Consider the following 14,824-nt stretch of genomic DNA (forward strand, 5'->3'; position numbering starts at 1 on the left):
CATAAACGACAATGCCCGTATCGATCGATACGGGCATTGTCTTCAGCTTCGACTCAGACGGCTAGGTTTTCACACAGTCTGTATTGCGGGCCTCTTTCCTTGTGCCATCGACCGATCAAATGACTCGCGCGGGGTGCTGCGTGCGTGGCGAGCCGAGCATCTCGCGGTAGGACGGCGGCTGACGGCCTTCGGCCTCGCTGATGCCATAGCCCAAGGCCAGCTCCGCAGTGACCAGGGTCTGCCCGCTCAGTGCCTGGAGGTTCGGATCGTTCAGCAGCGCGTGGATGACCCGGCCATTGAACTCCGGGGTTTCCGCCATGGCCATGAAGGCCTCGTACTGCTCGGCGCGTTCGGCGCCGGCGATGGCGGTACGCTCGGTACGCTGCGGCCCCAGCCAGAGCGACAGCGCGGCGACGCCCGTGCCTTCCAGATCCACTGCCATGTCCGCGGCGAACTTGTCGCAGCCCGCCTTCTGCGCCCCATAGGCGGGCCCGTGCATGTAGCAACCGGCACCGTAGGAAGACACGAAGGCGATCAGCCCCCGGCCGTTGCGCACCAGCAGCGGCGCCGCGTGGTAGCTCGCGACATAGGCCGAGCGCAGGCCGACGTCGAGTATGTCCACCATCTCCAGGGGCTTCTCCCAGAAGGGACCGGGATCGATCAGGTTCTCGTGGAGGAAGGCGGCGTTGTTCACCAGCAGGTCGAGACGCCCCTGCTCGCGCTCGACGCGGGCGAAGAGCTCGCGCACCTGCGCATCGTCACGGTGATCGCAGGGCACCGCGATGCCCTTGCCGCCGGCGCGGGTGACAGCCTCGGCGGTATCCGCCAGGCTGCCCGGCAGGGTCTGGCCGCGCAATTGGCTGTTGCTCTGGGTGGCCGAACGGCCACTCAGGTAGACGGTCATGCCCGCCGCGCCCAAGGCGATGGCGATGCCCTTGCCGACACCACGACTGGCGCCGGTCACCACGGCAACGGGAGTGTTGTTCACGTTCATATGAGGGTTCCTTGCTGCAGTCAGCCAAAGCTGGTGGTTCAGAGGTTGAAGCCGTTACCGGCGATTTCCAGGACGGGCTCAGGCCTGGCGCGCGATGGGGGCCGTTTGCGGCAGATCCTGCTCGGCGCTGTGAATGTGGTTGGCCGCCAGGAAGCCGAAGACCATCGCCGGACCAATGGTCGAGCCGGCACCGGGATAGGTCCGGCCCATCATCGAGGCGGCGCTGTTGCCAATGGCGTAGAGCCCGTCAATGGGCGTGCGGTCCTCGCGCAGCACGCGGGCATGCACGTCGGTGAGCAGGCCACCCTTGGTGCCGATATCACCGGCATCCACCTTCACCGCGTAGAACGGTGCCTTCAACAGTGGCGCCAGGCAGGGGTTGGGGGTCACCGTCGGGTCGCCGTAGTAGCGGTCGAAGAGTGAATCGCCCTTGTGGAAATCAAGGTCCTTGCCCGCCTCGGCCATCGGGTTGAAGCGGTCGATGGTGCGCAGCAGGCCCATGGCCTCGATACCGGTCTTTTCCGCCAATTCGTGCAGGCTGTCGGCCTTGTGGAAGTAGCTGTGCAGGTGCTTGGGCAAACGGCTGTCGGGCATGGCGTAGCCGGGCAGCAGTGCACCACAGGGGTACTTGCGGCGGAACTCGGCATCGAAGACCAGCCAGCAAGGCACGCTCGTAGCCCCCTCGCGGTTGTTCTCGTACATGGCGTAGACGATGTCGGTGTAGGGCGCCGCTTCGTTGACGAAGCGCTGCCCCGCCGAATTCACCATGACGCAGCCAGGCAGGGTGCGCTCGACGAACAGTGCACGCTGCTTCTCCTCACCCTCGACATGGGTAGTCGGCGCCCACCAGCTGTGGTCCATCAGCGCGGTGGCGGCACCCAGCGCCTGGCCGGCGCGGATGGCATCGCCCGTGTTGTAGGGCGGCGTGGCACTCCAGTCGCTGCGTGAGGGTTGTGCGTGGTACTGGCTGCGCATGACCTGGTTGCGCTCAAAGCCACCGGCGCCCAGTACCACCCCGTGCTGGGCGCGAACCCGCAGGAGACGGCCGGCGCGAACCAACTCGGCACCGACTACCCGCCCCTCTTCCTCGATCAGGCGTTCCAGCCGGCAGTCCAGCCACACCGGCACCTGGCGGTCGAGCAGGGAACAGCGCAACGCGGCGACCAGGGCATTGCCCAGGGTGAGAAAACGGTCGCGCCTGGAACGCAGGCGGCCCGGCAGGTCGCGCCAGTAGCGCCAGAAGATCTTCAGGGTCAGGCCGAACCAGCCCGGACCGCGGCAAAGCAACACCTGGGCTTCCTTCATGGTCATGCCCATGCGGCCCATCATCAGGGTGCCGGGAGACGGCTCGCGCATGCGGGCAAATTCGTCACCCAGCTCTCGGGCGTCGAAGGGCAGCGGGTCCATGGAGCGGAAGCCGGGCTTGCCGCCGGGCACTTCCGGGTAGTAGTCGGCATAACGCGGCTGGGCCTCGAAGCGCACGCGGGAGCGCTCTTCGAGGTAGCGCACCACCACGTGGCCCTGCTCCACGTAGGCCTCGATGCGACCGTCGTCGATTTCGCCGTGGGTCACCGCGTGGATGTAGGCAATGGCTTCCTCGGCCGAGTCCTGCCCACCCAGGGCCGCGATGCGGTGGTTGCAGGGAATCCAGATACCGCCGCCGGAAATGGCGGACGTGCCGCCGTAGCGGTCGCTCTTCTCCACCACCAGCACCTTCGAACCAAGGTCATGGGCACGCAGCGCGGCGGTCATGGCGCCGGCTCCCGAACCCACCACCAATACGTCGCAACTGTCATCCCACTGCGGGCTGTTCGCGCTCATCGGGTAACTCCCTTGTTGTTCTGTTTGCGCAATCCAGCCGGATTCTCGGCAGCCCACCTGGCGCCAACATCGTCCGTTGGGACTAGCGGCCACGGGACTGCGAATCGCACAAGCCGCTTAGTCTTTTCGGACGATGTTGCCCTGCATCCGTGACCACATAGTCAGGCCGCCACACTCAACTCAACCTTGGGCCTGGCAGACCGAGCTGTGCCCAGCCAAGCCGAGAGCGACAACATGATAAGAACAAAAAAAGGCCACTCCCTTCAGCCGCTTCACCTTGCGATCCGTACTGCTTGCGTGGGTCTGGCGCTCAGCCACGCAGGGCTGAGCCACGCGCTGGCATTCCAGCCCAACGATGATCTGAAGATTTCCTGGGACACCACCCTCACCTACGCACTGGCCTGGCGCACCGAATCGCGGGACCACGCGCTGTCCAACGGCTCCCCGAATCCGGCCATCGCCAACATCGACGACGGCAACAACGCCTTCGACAAGGGCAGCCTGATCACCAACCGCGCCAGCTTCCTCACCGAAGCCAACTTCAACTGGCGCCAGGACTTCGGTCTGTTCATGCGCGCCAGCGGCTTCTACGACGACGTCTACAACCGCAGCAATGACAACGGCACCGGCACCTCCAACTGCTTCGCCGGTGGCGGTTGCTCCCAGGCCAATCACTTCCCGCAGGACACCATCGACCAGCACGGCAAGGACATCCGCCTGCTCGACTCCTATGTGTATGGCGCCTGGGACATGGGCGGACACGACCTCAACCTGCGGGTGGGTGACCAGGTCGTGAGCTGGGGCGAGAGCCTGTTCATCGCCAACGGCATCTCCTCGGCCATGAGCCCGGCCGATGGCACCAAGGTGAACACCCCCGGCGTCGAGGTGAAGGAAATCTTCCTGCCGGTGGGCCAGGTGTTCGGCCAGATCAGCGTCACCGACAACCTCGGCCTGCAGGCGTACTACCAGTACGAATGGGAGAAAACCGAGATCGACGGCGTCGGTAGCTTCTTCTCGGTCACCGACCAGATGGACGAAGGCGGCTTCACCGATGCCTTCGGCATGACCCGCCGCCTGAAGGACGACAAACCCGGCGACAGCGGCCAGTACGGCCTGGCCATGACCTATGTGGCCGAGTCGCTGAACAACACCGAGTTCGGCCTCTACTACGTGCGCTTCCACGACAAGGCGCCAACGCTCGACTTCCTCACCAACTGGAACGCCGGCAACTACCAGGTCCGCTACTTCGACGACATCGACCTCTATGGCGCGAGCTTCTCCACCGTACTCGGCGAAACCAACGTCAGCGGCGAAGTGAGCTATCGCGACGGCCAGCCCGTACTGGTGGATACCGGCCTGACCCCGCATGCGGTGCGCGCCAAGACCATGCAGGCGCAGGTGTCCTTCATCCACGCGTTCGGCAACCTGCCGATCGCCGACAACACCACCCTGACCGGCGAGGTTGGCTACAACGAGGTGCTCGACAACGACCGCGCACCCAGCTTCAACGTGTTCGTTCCAGATGGCGTGGGTGGCTTCTTCCCCATGACCACCAACAACACCGACAAGCTCTACAACGACAAGAGCGCCTGGGGCTACACCCTCAACCTGTCGCTGGACTACCTGAACCTCTTCGAAGGCTGGGACCTGACCATCCCGCTGATCTACAGCCAGTCCCTCGGCGGCAACTCTTCCCTGGCCGGCAGCTTCGGCATGGGTGAAGGCGACGACCGCCTCGGCATCGGCACCACCTGGCGCTACCTCAACAACTTCACCATCGAGGCCCGCTACAACGCCTTCCTGGGTGATGCCGGCGACACCCCTCTGGCCGACCGCGACAACTTCGGTCTCAGCGCCAAATACAGCTTCTGATCCACCGCAGCAGGAGAGACGAGATGCAAGCGCAGAACAACAAACCGCTCCTCATCGCCCTCTTCGCCGCCAGCCTGGCCAGCACTTCGGTGCTGGCCAAGGTCAGCCCCGAAGAAGCCGCCCGCCTGGGCCAGGACCTGACGCCCATGGGTGCCGAGATGGCCGGCAACGCCGATGGCAGCATTCCGGCATGGAGCGGCAAATGGCTGGGCGCCCCGCCCCATGTGAAGTACGACGGAACCGGCAGCAAGCGCCCCGATCCCTATGCCGACGAGAAGCCGCTGTTCACCATCACCGCAGCCAACGTCGAGCAATACAAGGACAAGCTTTCCGACGGCCAATTGGCCCTGTTCAAGCGCTACCCGAATACCTACCGGATAGTGGTCTACCCCAGCCATCGCGACTTCCGCTTCTCGCCCGTGGTGGAAGCCAACATCAAGTACAACGCCCTCAACGCCGAGCTGGTGAGTGATGGCAACGGCGTGGCCAACGCCTTCGGCGGTTCTCCCTTCCCCATTCCGAAAAACGGCTACGAGTTGATGTGGAACCAGAACCTGCCGGCTCGCGCCTGGAAGGAAGAGGCCACCTACCAGATGGCCCTGGTGCTGGCCAACAACAGTCGGGTGGAAGAGAAGGTCGGCTACCAGATCCTCTCCCTCTGGGATGACCCCAAGGGCTCGGTCGACAATTTCGACGGTACCCAGGCCTGCGCCATGATCAGCACCCAGGAGCCGGCGCGGAAGAAGGGCGAGATCATCCTCAGCTGCGACTTCACCGACCCGCTGGCCAAGCCTCGCCAGGCCTGGCAGTACCTGCCCGGCAACCGCCGCGTGCGCCGTGCGCCCACCGTCGGCTACGACACACCGTATGGCGCTGGCGGCTTCCGCGTGATGGACGAGGACCGCCTGTTCAACGGCGCCCCCGACCGCTACGACTGGAAACTGGTGGGCAAGAAGGAGCTGTACATCCCCTACAACAACTACGCCCTGGACGACCCGGACATGCCCGCCAGCGAGCTGACCTCCGGTACCGGCCACATCAACCCCGACAAAGTGCGCTTCGAACTGCACCGCGTCTGGGTGCTGGAAGCCACCCTCAAGCCCGGCAAGCGCCACGTCTACGGCAAGCGCGTGTTCTACCTCGACGAGGACAGCTGGGCCGCCGCCCTGGGCGACAACTACGACGGCAAGGGGCAACTCTGGCGCACCAATACCCAGACCTCGGTCTACGCCTATGAGATCCAGGCCTTCCACGCCCGCGTCGCGATTTACCAGGACCTGATCGCCGGCTCCTACCTGGCCGACCGTCTGGTCAACGGCCTGGCCCCGGCCCGGCTGAACGACGCCGCCTTCGACGCCAGCTACTTCACCGCCGGCAACCTCCGCAAGCTGGGCAAATAGCCCAAGCGCCGCCCTGGCACCCGTCCGCGCAAGGCGGCGGGGCCAGGGCTTTCCCTGGACCCCTCACGGAAACCTTGAACATGTTCTCGAGATACCCCTCGCCCCTGATGGGCGCCCTGCTTGCCGCCAGCATCGCCAGCGCTCCCGCCCTGGCCAACGTCAGCCCCGAAGAAGCCGCGCGCCTGGGCCAGGAACTCACCCCCACCGGCGCCGAGAAAGCCGGCAACGCCGACGGCAGCATTCCCGCCTGGAGCGGCAAGTGGCGCGGCGCACCGCCGCAGGTCCAGTTCGCCGGCAGCGGCAACAAACACCCCGATCCCTACGCCGGCGAGAAGCCGCTGTTCGTCATCACTGCCGAGAACATGGCGCAGTACGCCGACCAGTTGTCCGACGGCCAGAAGGCGCTGTTCCAGCGCTATCCACAGAGTTTCACCATGCCGATCTACCCCAGCCACCGGGACTTCCGGTATGGCCAGTGGGTGGAAGATGCCATCAAGCAGAACGCGCTCAACGCCGAGCTGGTCAACGATGGCAACGGCGTGGCCAATGCCTACGGCGGCGCCCCCTTCCCCATCCCGAAGAACGGCTACGAGCTGATGTGGAACCACAACCTCCACACCGTGGCCTGGAAAGAGGACGCCACCTACAAGATGGCCCTGACCCTGGCCAACGGAAATCGCCAGTTCGAACTGGTGAACTACAAGATCCTCTCGCCCTGGACCGACCCTAGCGGCAACGCGGAGGCCTTCAACGGCATCCAGGCGCACTTCATGATCACCACCATGGAGCCCACCCGGAAGCGTGGCGAGATCTTCCTCGGCAACGAGTTCACTGACCCGCTGGCCCAGCCGCGCCAGAGCTGGCAATACCTGCCCGGCAACCGCCGCGTGCGCCGTGCCCCCACCGTGGCCTATGACACGCCGTACGGCGCCGGCGGTTTCCGCGTGATGGACGAGGACCGCCTGTTCAACGGCGCACCCGACCGCTACGACTGGAAGCTGGTAGGCAAGAAGGAGCTGTACATCCCCTACAACAACTACCGGCTCGACGACCCGTCGGTGAAGCTCGACCAGTTGCTGGCCACCAGCGGCCACATCAACCCCGAGTACATGCGCTACGAGAAGCACCGCGTCTGGGTGCTGGAAGCCACCCTCAAGCCCGGCAAGCGCCACGTCTACGGCAAGCGCGTGATGTACCTGGACGAAGACACCTGGGCCGCCGCCCTGGCTGACAACTACGACGGCAAGGGCCAGCTCTGGCGAACCAACATGCAGGCCTCGATCTACGCCTACGAGCTGCAAGGCTTCCACGCCCGCGTCGCCGTCTACCACGATCTGATCGCCGGGTCCTACCTGGCCGACCGCCTGATCAACGACCAGGACGCCCCGAAGCTCAACGCCAGCGACTTCGACTCCAGCAACTTCACCGTCGCGAGCCTGCGCAAGCAGGGCCGCTGATCCCGAGCATGCCGCGAGGCGGAAGCCGCAATGGCCCCGCCTCCTGGTAGCAGTTGCAACAGCCACCTCGAAAACCTGAAACAAATTGACCATAAGGTCAGCTTCCTGACCAACCCCACCTCACGAGGAACAACAATGAAAAAGCTGTTGAGCGTCGGCATCAGCCTGACCGCCCTCGGCCTGTCGCTGCAGGCCAACGCCCTTAACATCCTCCTGACCAACGATGACGGCTGCCGCGCACCGGGCATCGATGCCGTCTACCAGGCACTGATCGCTGCCGGTCATCAGGTGACACTGGTAGGCCCGCAAAATGACAGCAGCGGCATCGGCGCCGCCAGCGTGGTAGTGCCCGGCCAGGCCGTCGCCATCACCCAACTGGCCCAGGACAAGTACTGCGTCGGTGCCCCTGCGGGTTACACACCGCCGGCCGGCAAGACATCGGCCATCGGAACTCCGGTGGATGCGGTGAACGTCGGTCTCGACCTGCTGCTGAAGGACAGCCGCCCGGACCTGGTGGTCTCCGGCACCAACTTCGGTGACAACGTCGGCCCGCTGACGCAGATGTCGGGCACCGTCAACGCCGCTGTTCGCGCCATGTTCAAGGGCGTGCCGGCGGTGGCCGTATCCACCGCCATCGACCTCCAGTTGATCGCCCAGGACCAGCAGGCCGGCTACCTCAAGACCCTCAATGCGATGGACGACACGGCGCGCTTCGCCGTCCGCGTGATCAACCGTGCGGCCGCCATCGGCGCCGAAGCCAAGCGCCTGTGCCAGAAGAGCCGCGGCAAGGCCAAGGCTTACTGCGAAACCAACGTGATCGGCCTGCCGGGCATCACCGGGCTGAACATCAACTACCCGGCGCTGGAAGCTGGCCAGGTAACGGGCGTGGCCTTTGCGCCCATCGGCGATTGGGGCAGCGTAGTCTTCGCCCCGCAGCAGGGTGCCGACGGTGTGGTGCGGATGAACCTCGTCGCGCCGTCAGCGCCGACGGCCGAACAGAAGCAGGGCGACGCCTATCAGCTATCGCTGGGCAAGGCAGTGATCACCCCGATCGACGGCAACTACACCGCCTCGCCACTGGTGCAAGCCCAGGCGAAGCTGATGCTGCATGGCATCAAGCCTTGAGGTGTGAGTGATTGAAGGAGAAGCCCCCGGTTGGGGGCTTTTTTGTCGCAACGATTGCGCCCGGTTTCCTGAGAAGTGCAGCCGCTGCTGCACCCCTCGAACTGCGCCCCCTGGCTAAACCCCATATCCCCCATCCACCGCCAGCACCTGCCCAGTGGTGTACCCCGCACGGCTGGAGGCGAGGAAGGCCACAGCTTCGGCCACTTCCTCAGCCTGGCCCCAGCGTTTGAGGCAGAGCTTGGCCTGCACGGCATCACGCCACTGCTCATCGAAGGTGCCGTCAGCCCAGAGGCGATGGAAGATGCCGGCATCGATCACGCCGATGGCCACGCTGTTGGCGCGGATACCGAAACGCCCCTCCTCCTTGGCGATGCCCTGGAGCAACGACTCGACGGCCGCCTTGGGCGCCACTGACAGCACGTCGCCCTCCGGCCAGCGGAACAGCCCGGCCGAGCTGATGTGCACGATGGAGCCGCCGCCATGGGCGCGCATGTGCGGCAACACGCCGAGTACGAGGTTGAGGAAGCCGTTGAGGTCGGCATCGATCACCCGCTTCCATTGCGCCAGGTTCAGTTCGCTGATCCTCGGCTGGGCAATGTCCGACCCCGATGCCACCACCAGGGTATGGATACGCCGTCCTTCCGTGAGCTGCTGCAGGCTGGCGGTGACGGAGGCCTCGTCGCCGAGGGTCAGTTGCAGCGCTTGTGCATTGCGCCCGCGTTCACGCACCGCGGCCACCACAGCTTCGGCGCGTTCGGCGTTGCGGTGATAGGTGAGCACGACATCGCTTCCGGCCTCGGCCAGGCGCTCGCAGATTGCCTGGCCCATGCCACCGCTGCCGCCCACTACCAGGGCGACGCCTTCGGGGAATGCTTCACGAGTCATGAGTGTTCCTTCTTGTTGTGGGATGAGCTCGGAGATAAAGGCTGCTGGATGTGGGGGCGAATTCATTCGCCGAGGGATGCGAAGCGTCCCCGGGGAAAACCGGGCCGGCCCTGCGGACCGGTTGGCGAATGAATTCGCCCCTACCGGAAGACCGCCGGCTGGTTAAGCACACAACGAATCCCACCTGGGAGTCCCATGCTGGCCACGCACTGGTTGCAGTGGGTACAGGCACTGCGCCAGGTCGAGCCTTGATGCTGCAGGTGCTGCGGCAGGTGCGGGTCATTGAGCAAGGCGCGCCCGAGGGCGAGAAAGTCGAAGCCTTCCTCCACCGCCCGCACCATGCCTTCGCCGCTGGCCACGCCGCCGAGGTACACCAGCGGCATGCTCACGGCGCGCCGCATCTGCCGGGCCAATTCGAGGAAGTACAGCTCCTCGAAGGGCAGGTCGGGGAAGCTGGCGCCGCCAAACCACTTCATGGCGGTGCGCTGCAGCGGGTTCCTCTCCAGCGGCACCATCTGCGCCAACGGGCTCGCGCCCCGGAAGAGGAACATCGGCGTGCGGCTGACCAGCCCACCGCTCATGACGATGGCGTCCAGCCCCGCCTCTTCCAGCAGGCGCGCGGCCTGGCAGGCTTCTTCGATCTGCAGGCCACCGGCAAAGCCATCGCTGAGATTGAGCTTGGCCAGAATCGGGAAATCGCGTCCCACCGCACCCCGCACCGCCGCCAGCACCTGCAGTGGCAGGCGCATGCGGTTCTCCAGCACGCCGCCGTAGGAATCGCGGCGCTTGTTCAGGGCCGGCGAGATGAACTGGCTGAGCAGGTAGCCATGACCCATGTGGATTTCGATGGCATCGAAGCCCGCGTCGCGGACCAGGCTGGCTGCCGCAGCGTACTCAGCGACCGTGCGGCCGATGTCGGCGATGCTCATGGCACCGCCGAATGGAATGCCGGAGAACAGGCCGTACTGGTTGATGCAGGCGCTGGGACCACGCGGCCGTGGAATATTGAGCGGACGATTGCGGCTGAAGTAGCCGCAGTGGGCGAGCTGGGCGGATAGGGCGCCCCCCTCGGCATGCACCGCCGACGTCAGGCGCTGCAGCTGCGGGAAGATGCCGGCGTGCATCCACATCTGGTCGGGAAAGGTCAGGCCGTCGGGCGAAACGCCGCAGTAGGCAACGGTGGTCAGACCGACGCCGCCGCGAGCCATGGTCGCGTGATGCTCGACCAGGTCGTCGCCGGGAACCCCGCCGGGGCACATGCCTTCGAAAGTGGCCGTCTTGATCAGTCGATTACGCAACTGAAGGCCGGCCAGGCGAGCCGGCTGCAGCAGGCTGTCGAGGTTCGGGTTCATGCCTGCTCCCGATCGAAGGGGACGAATTCGGCGACTTCCAGCTCGAAGCCGGACACCGCCTTGTAGTTCACCGGGAAGCTCAGCAGGCGCATCTTGCGAACGCCAACGTCCCGCAGGATCTGCGCGCCGATCCCCAGCGTGCGCTGCGGAAAGCTTGGCGGGCGAGGCTTGTGCGCGCCCTGCTGGAGCTGTTCGATCAAGGCGGCCGGCGTTTCCTGCTGGGCCAGCAGCACCACGACGCCGGCGCCTTCCTGCGCCACCTTCGCCAGGGAACGTTCGAGGTTCCACTGGTCGGGATGGCTGTCCAACAGGTCGCGCAGGGTTTCCGCAGCCTGCACCCGCACCAGTGTCGGCCGGTCGCGGCGGACATCGCCACGTACCAGGGCCAGGTGCAGTTGCCCCTGGTAGTCGTCCAGGTAGGTGACGACGCGGAACTCGCCGTGACGGGTCTGGATCGGGTACTCGCCCGATCGGCGAATGGTGCCCTCGTGGAGGATGCGGTAGTGGATCAGGTCAGCGACGCTACCCAGCGGCAGACCGTGCCGTTGCGCAAAGTCGCGCAGGGCCTGGCCGCGTGCGGGTTCGCCGTCTTCGTCGAGTATGCCGACCAATACCGCGGCGGGCATCAGTCCGGCCAGGCGTGCCAGATCGCAGGCGGCCTCCACATGGCCGGCGCGCTGCATCACCCCGCCGGGTTGCGCACGCAGGGGAAAGATGTGGCCGGGCTGTACCAGGTCGGTCGCGGTGCTGGTCGGGTCGACAGCCACCGCGATGGTGTGGGCACGGTCGGCCGCGGAGATGCCGGTGGAAACCCCGCTGCGGGCTTCGATGGAGAGGGTGAAGCCCATGCCGTGACGGGCCCGCGAGTTGGGCACCATGAGTTCCAGGCCGAGGGCCTGGCAGCGCTCTTCGGTCAGGGCCAGGCAAATCAGCCCGCGTGCCTCGCGGGCCATGAAGTTGACGGCGGCGGCATCGGCGCGACCGGCAGCGATCACCAGCGAGCCTTCGCCATCCCCCTCGTCGTCGGTGACCACCAGCATGGTGCCGTTGGCCATGGCCTCGATCAGTCGTTGCGGGCTGTCCATGGCGTGCCCCTTCAGTTCAGCGCGTGGCGCAGGTCGGCGGCGGCGGACTCCAGCACGGCCTGGGCGCCGGAGACGAACGCAGCCATGCTGATGAAGCCGTGGATCATGCCCGCGCAACGCTCCAGCCGGGTCTTCACGCCCGCCTGTTCGAGGCGTCGGGCGAAGGCCTCGCCCTCATCGCGCAGCGGGTCGTACTCGGCACTGAACACGGTGGTCGGCGGCAGACCCGCCAGCTCCTCGGCACGCAGCGGCGAGGCCAGGGCATCGTCGCCCTGCTCCGCGCGTGGCAGGTACTGCCGCCAGAACCATTGCATCTGCTCGCGGGTGAGGAAGTAGCCTTCGGCGAACTCGTGCTGGGAGGCGCTCTCGCAACGGGCGTCGGTGGCCGGGTAGAACAGGCACTGCGAGGCGATGCGCGGGCCCTTGCGGATCTGCGCCAGGCGGCTCACGGCGATGGCCAGGTTGGCCCCGGCGCTGTCACCGGCAAGGGCCAGGCGGCTGGCGTCGAAGCCCAGTTCACGGGCCCTCTCCACCAGGTCACAGGTGGCGCGATAGCAATCATGCGGGGCGGCCGGGAAGCGATGCTCCGGGGCCAGCCGGTAGCCCACCGAGACCACCACGGCACCGGTCAGGCGGGCCAGGCTGCGGCAGAGGTTGTCGTGGGTATCGAGATTGCCGATGACGAAGCCGCCGCCGTGGAAGAACACCAGCAGGGGCAGGTCATCACGGTCTTCCGGGCGATAGAGGCGCGCATCCAGCTCGCCCTCGGCGCCGGCCAGGCGCAGGTTGCGCACCTCGAACAGGCGTTCGCCGGGCATGGGCGGCATCAGGTTGTCGGAGAACTGGCGGTACTGAACCGGGTCGAGTTGGCTGTAGTCCGGCTGTGGCATGCCGCTGAATTGCTGGAGCACGGCGGCGATCTGGGGGTCGAGGGACATGCTGGATATCCTTAGGCGTCGGCCATCTGGAAGACCGGGTTGGTCTCGTCGAGGATGCTGGACAGGCGCCGTTCCAGCGCCGGTTTGAAGTTCTTGTGGGGCAGCAGCCAGAAGCGCCCGGCCTCCAGGCCGGCAAACACTTCGCGGGCCAGTTCGCGCGGGTCCATGCCCTGGCGGATGCTACTGTCGAGCAGGTCGTCGAGCTGTTGCGTGGCGGCGCCGCCAGCCTCGTTGGAGGCCATGATGTCGCTGGCCACCGGCCCCGGGCAGAGCACGGCCACCGCCACCTGTGACTGGAGCATGGCCAGTTCGTAGTGCAGGGTCTCGGAGAGCGCCACCACCGCCTGCTTGCTGACGGTGTAGGGGCCGAGCATGGGGCTGCAGATCAGCCCGGCGAGGGACGCGGTGTTGACCACCCGGGCCGGGCGCTGCTGGCCGAGCAACAGCGGCACGAAACTGCGGACACCGTTGATCACGCCGCCCAGGTTGATGGCCAGCAGACGCTGCCACTGGGCGCTGTCGATTTGCCAACTGAAGCCGGTCTGCATCACGCCGGCGTTGTTGAACAGCAGATCGACGCCGCCAAAGCGCTGCACGGCGAGATCGCGCAGGGCATCCACCTGCTGCGAGTCACCAACGTCGACCACCAGGCTGGCGACCTCCACGCCCTGCCCTTGCAGCGTTTCGGCCAGGGCCGTCAGGCGTTCACCGCTCACGTCGCTCAACACCAGGCGCAGGCCACGCGCGCCCGCTTCCTCCGCCAGACCGCGGCCAATGCCACCGGCCGCTCCGGTGATCACCGCCACCTGGCCCCGTTCGATTCGCATGGCTGATTCCCCTTCCTATTGTTGTAGTGCTCGCCAGTAGAGCCGCTTCGGCCCGGCCGGCCATCGTCCGTGCGGACGAGGGCAGGGTCAGCCGACGACCTGCAGCACCTGCTTGCGCCGCGCCCGCCCCTGCTGGAGACGTTCGTGGGCACCGGCCACCTCGGCCAGGGGCAACAGGTCGATGGCCGGCGGACGCACCCGCCCGGCAGCCAGCAGGCTGGCGATGCGCCCCAGCAGTTCGCCGCTGGGCATGCGGCTGTAGGCCATTGCCGTGCGCAGCCCACGCTGAGCCGCCGTGGCGTGGTCGGGGCCGGCATCCCCCGGCGCCAGGGTGAGAATGGCGACCAGGATGCCGCCCGGCCGCAACAGGTCGAGGCCATTGGGCAGGCTGCCCCCGCCGATGCAATCGAGCACCAGATCAACGCCATCCGGCGCCCATTGGCGCAGGGTCTTGTGGATATCTCCGGCGCGGTAGTCGATGGTGCATTCGGCACCCTGGGCTCGCGCCTGGCTGGCACTGTCCGCGCCGCAGGTGGTAGCGATGCGCGCTCCGGCGCAGCGGGCGAACTGGATGGCAAAACCGCCCACCGCGCTGCCGCCGCCGTGGATCAGTACAGTCTGCCCGGGGACCAGGCCACCTTCGTCGAACAGGCCGGTCCAGGCTGCCAGGGCCGGGGTGGGAACGGCCGCTGCGGCGGCGAAATCGAGGTTGTCCGGCATGGGCACCAGCGCGGCACGGGACACGCAGGCGTACTCGGCGTAGGAGCCCCACTTGCCGGCGCCGACATCGCTCTGGGCGAACACGCGGATGCCGAGGGGCAGGTCGTTGACGCCCTCGCCCAGGGCTTCGACCGTGCCGGCCAGATCGAAGCCGAGCACGAAGGGGAAGCGGTAGGTGAGGAAGGCGCCGAGGTAGCCCTCGCGGCATTTCCAGTCCGCCGGATTGACCCCGGCACAGACCACCCGGACCAGGACTTCGCCGGGGCCGGGTTGGGGGCGGTCGACTTCTTTCAGTTGCATAACCTCGGCTCCGCCGAGGCGTTCGATGACCACTGCGCGCATGCGAGT

12 protein-coding genes are annotated in these 14,824 nt (G+C 66.4%); 4 read left to right on the forward strand and 8 right to left on the reverse strand.

The window, feature by feature from the left end; genetic code table 11:
* Positions 1-115: 115 nt before the first annotated feature.
* Positions 116-994 (reverse strand): SDR family NAD(P)-dependent oxidoreductase, encoded by an 879-nt coding sequence (locus FFS60_RS20275; protein ID WP_028630385.1) that lies wholly within the window; start codon positions 992-994, stop codon positions 116-118.
* 78 nt (positions 995-1,072) lie between these two features.
* The gene (locus tag FFS60_RS20280) at positions 1,073-2,815 is read right to left on the reverse strand and encodes an FAD-binding protein (protein ID WP_137822970.1); all 1,743 of its coding nucleotides are present in this window, start codon (positions 2,813-2,815) and stop codon (positions 1,073-1,075) included.
* 234 nt (positions 2,816-3,049) lie between these two features.
* On the opposite strand from FFS60_RS20280, the gene FFS60_RS20285 reads away from it, so the two are divergent.
* The 4 genes from FFS60_RS20285 to FFS60_RS20300 all read left to right on the forward strand — a co-directional run bounded on the left by FFS60_RS20285 (position 3,050) and on the right by FFS60_RS20300 (position 8,669).
* Complete coding sequence (locus FFS60_RS20285; RefSeq protein WP_028630387.1) at positions 3,050-4,687, forward strand: DUF1302 domain-containing protein; 1,638 nt, start codon at positions 3,050-3,052, stop codon at positions 4,685-4,687.
* A gap of 23 nt (positions 4,688-4,710) precedes the next feature.
* On the forward strand, positions 4,711-6,087 hold the full coding sequence (locus FFS60_RS20290) for a DUF1329 domain-containing protein (RefSeq protein ID WP_137822971.1): 1,377 nt from the start codon (positions 4,711-4,713) through the stop codon (positions 6,085-6,087).
* A gap of 80 nt (positions 6,088-6,167) precedes the next feature.
* A complete protein-coding gene (locus FFS60_RS20295; RefSeq protein WP_137822972.1) occupies positions 6,168-7,544 on the forward strand; it encodes a DUF1329 domain-containing protein in 1,377 nt (458 codons plus the stop codon).
* 135 nt (positions 7,545-7,679) lie between these two features.
* Positions 7,680-8,669, forward strand: a complete 990-nt coding sequence (locus tag FFS60_RS20300) for a 5'/3'-nucleotidase SurE (RefSeq protein WP_137822973.1) — start codon at positions 7,680-7,682, stop codon at positions 8,667-8,669.
* Between the two features lie 114 nt (positions 8,670-8,783).
* Here FFS60_RS20300 and FFS60_RS20305 read toward each other — a convergent pair whose 3' ends face one another.
* From FFS60_RS20305 to FFS60_RS20330, 6 genes are all read right to left on the reverse strand, one after another.
* Entirely contained in the window at positions 8,784-9,554 is a 771-nt protein-coding gene (locus tag FFS60_RS20305; protein ID WP_137822974.1) for an SDR family NAD(P)-dependent oxidoreductase, read from the reverse strand.
* A gap of 140 nt (positions 9,555-9,694) precedes the next feature.
* Entirely contained in the window at positions 9,695-10,906 is a 1,212-nt protein-coding gene (locus tag FFS60_RS20310) for an NADH:flavin oxidoreductase (protein ID WP_137822975.1), read from the reverse strand.
* Positions 10,903-11,991, reverse strand: a complete 1,089-nt coding sequence (gene ribB, locus FFS60_RS20315; protein WP_137822976.1) for a 3,4-dihydroxy-2-butanone-4-phosphate synthase — start codon at positions 11,989-11,991, stop codon at positions 10,903-10,905. The genes FFS60_RS20310 and ribB overlap by 4 nt, the downstream gene beginning before the upstream one ends.
* An 11-nt stretch (positions 11,992-12,002) precedes the next feature.
* Positions 12,003-12,929, reverse strand: coding sequence for an alpha/beta hydrolase (locus FFS60_RS20320; RefSeq protein WP_028628567.1), 927 nt, complete (start codon positions 12,927-12,929; stop codon positions 12,003-12,005).
* An 11-nt stretch (positions 12,930-12,940) separates the two neighbouring features.
* Entirely contained in the window at positions 12,941-13,756 is an 816-nt protein-coding gene (locus FFS60_RS20325) for an SDR family NAD(P)-dependent oxidoreductase (protein WP_028628568.1), read from the reverse strand.
* An 87-nt stretch (positions 13,757-13,843) separates the two neighbouring features.
* A complete protein-coding gene (locus FFS60_RS20330) occupies positions 13,844-14,818 on the reverse strand; it encodes an NADP-dependent oxidoreductase (RefSeq protein ID WP_028628569.1) in 975 nt (324 codons plus the stop codon).
* Positions 14,819-14,824 lie beyond the last annotated feature (6 nt).

This window comes from Pseudomonas sp. D(2018) (assembly GCF_005502555.1).
GTDB lineage: Bacteria > Pseudomonadota > Gammaproteobacteria > Pseudomonadales > Pseudomonadaceae > Metapseudomonas > Metapseudomonas resinovorans.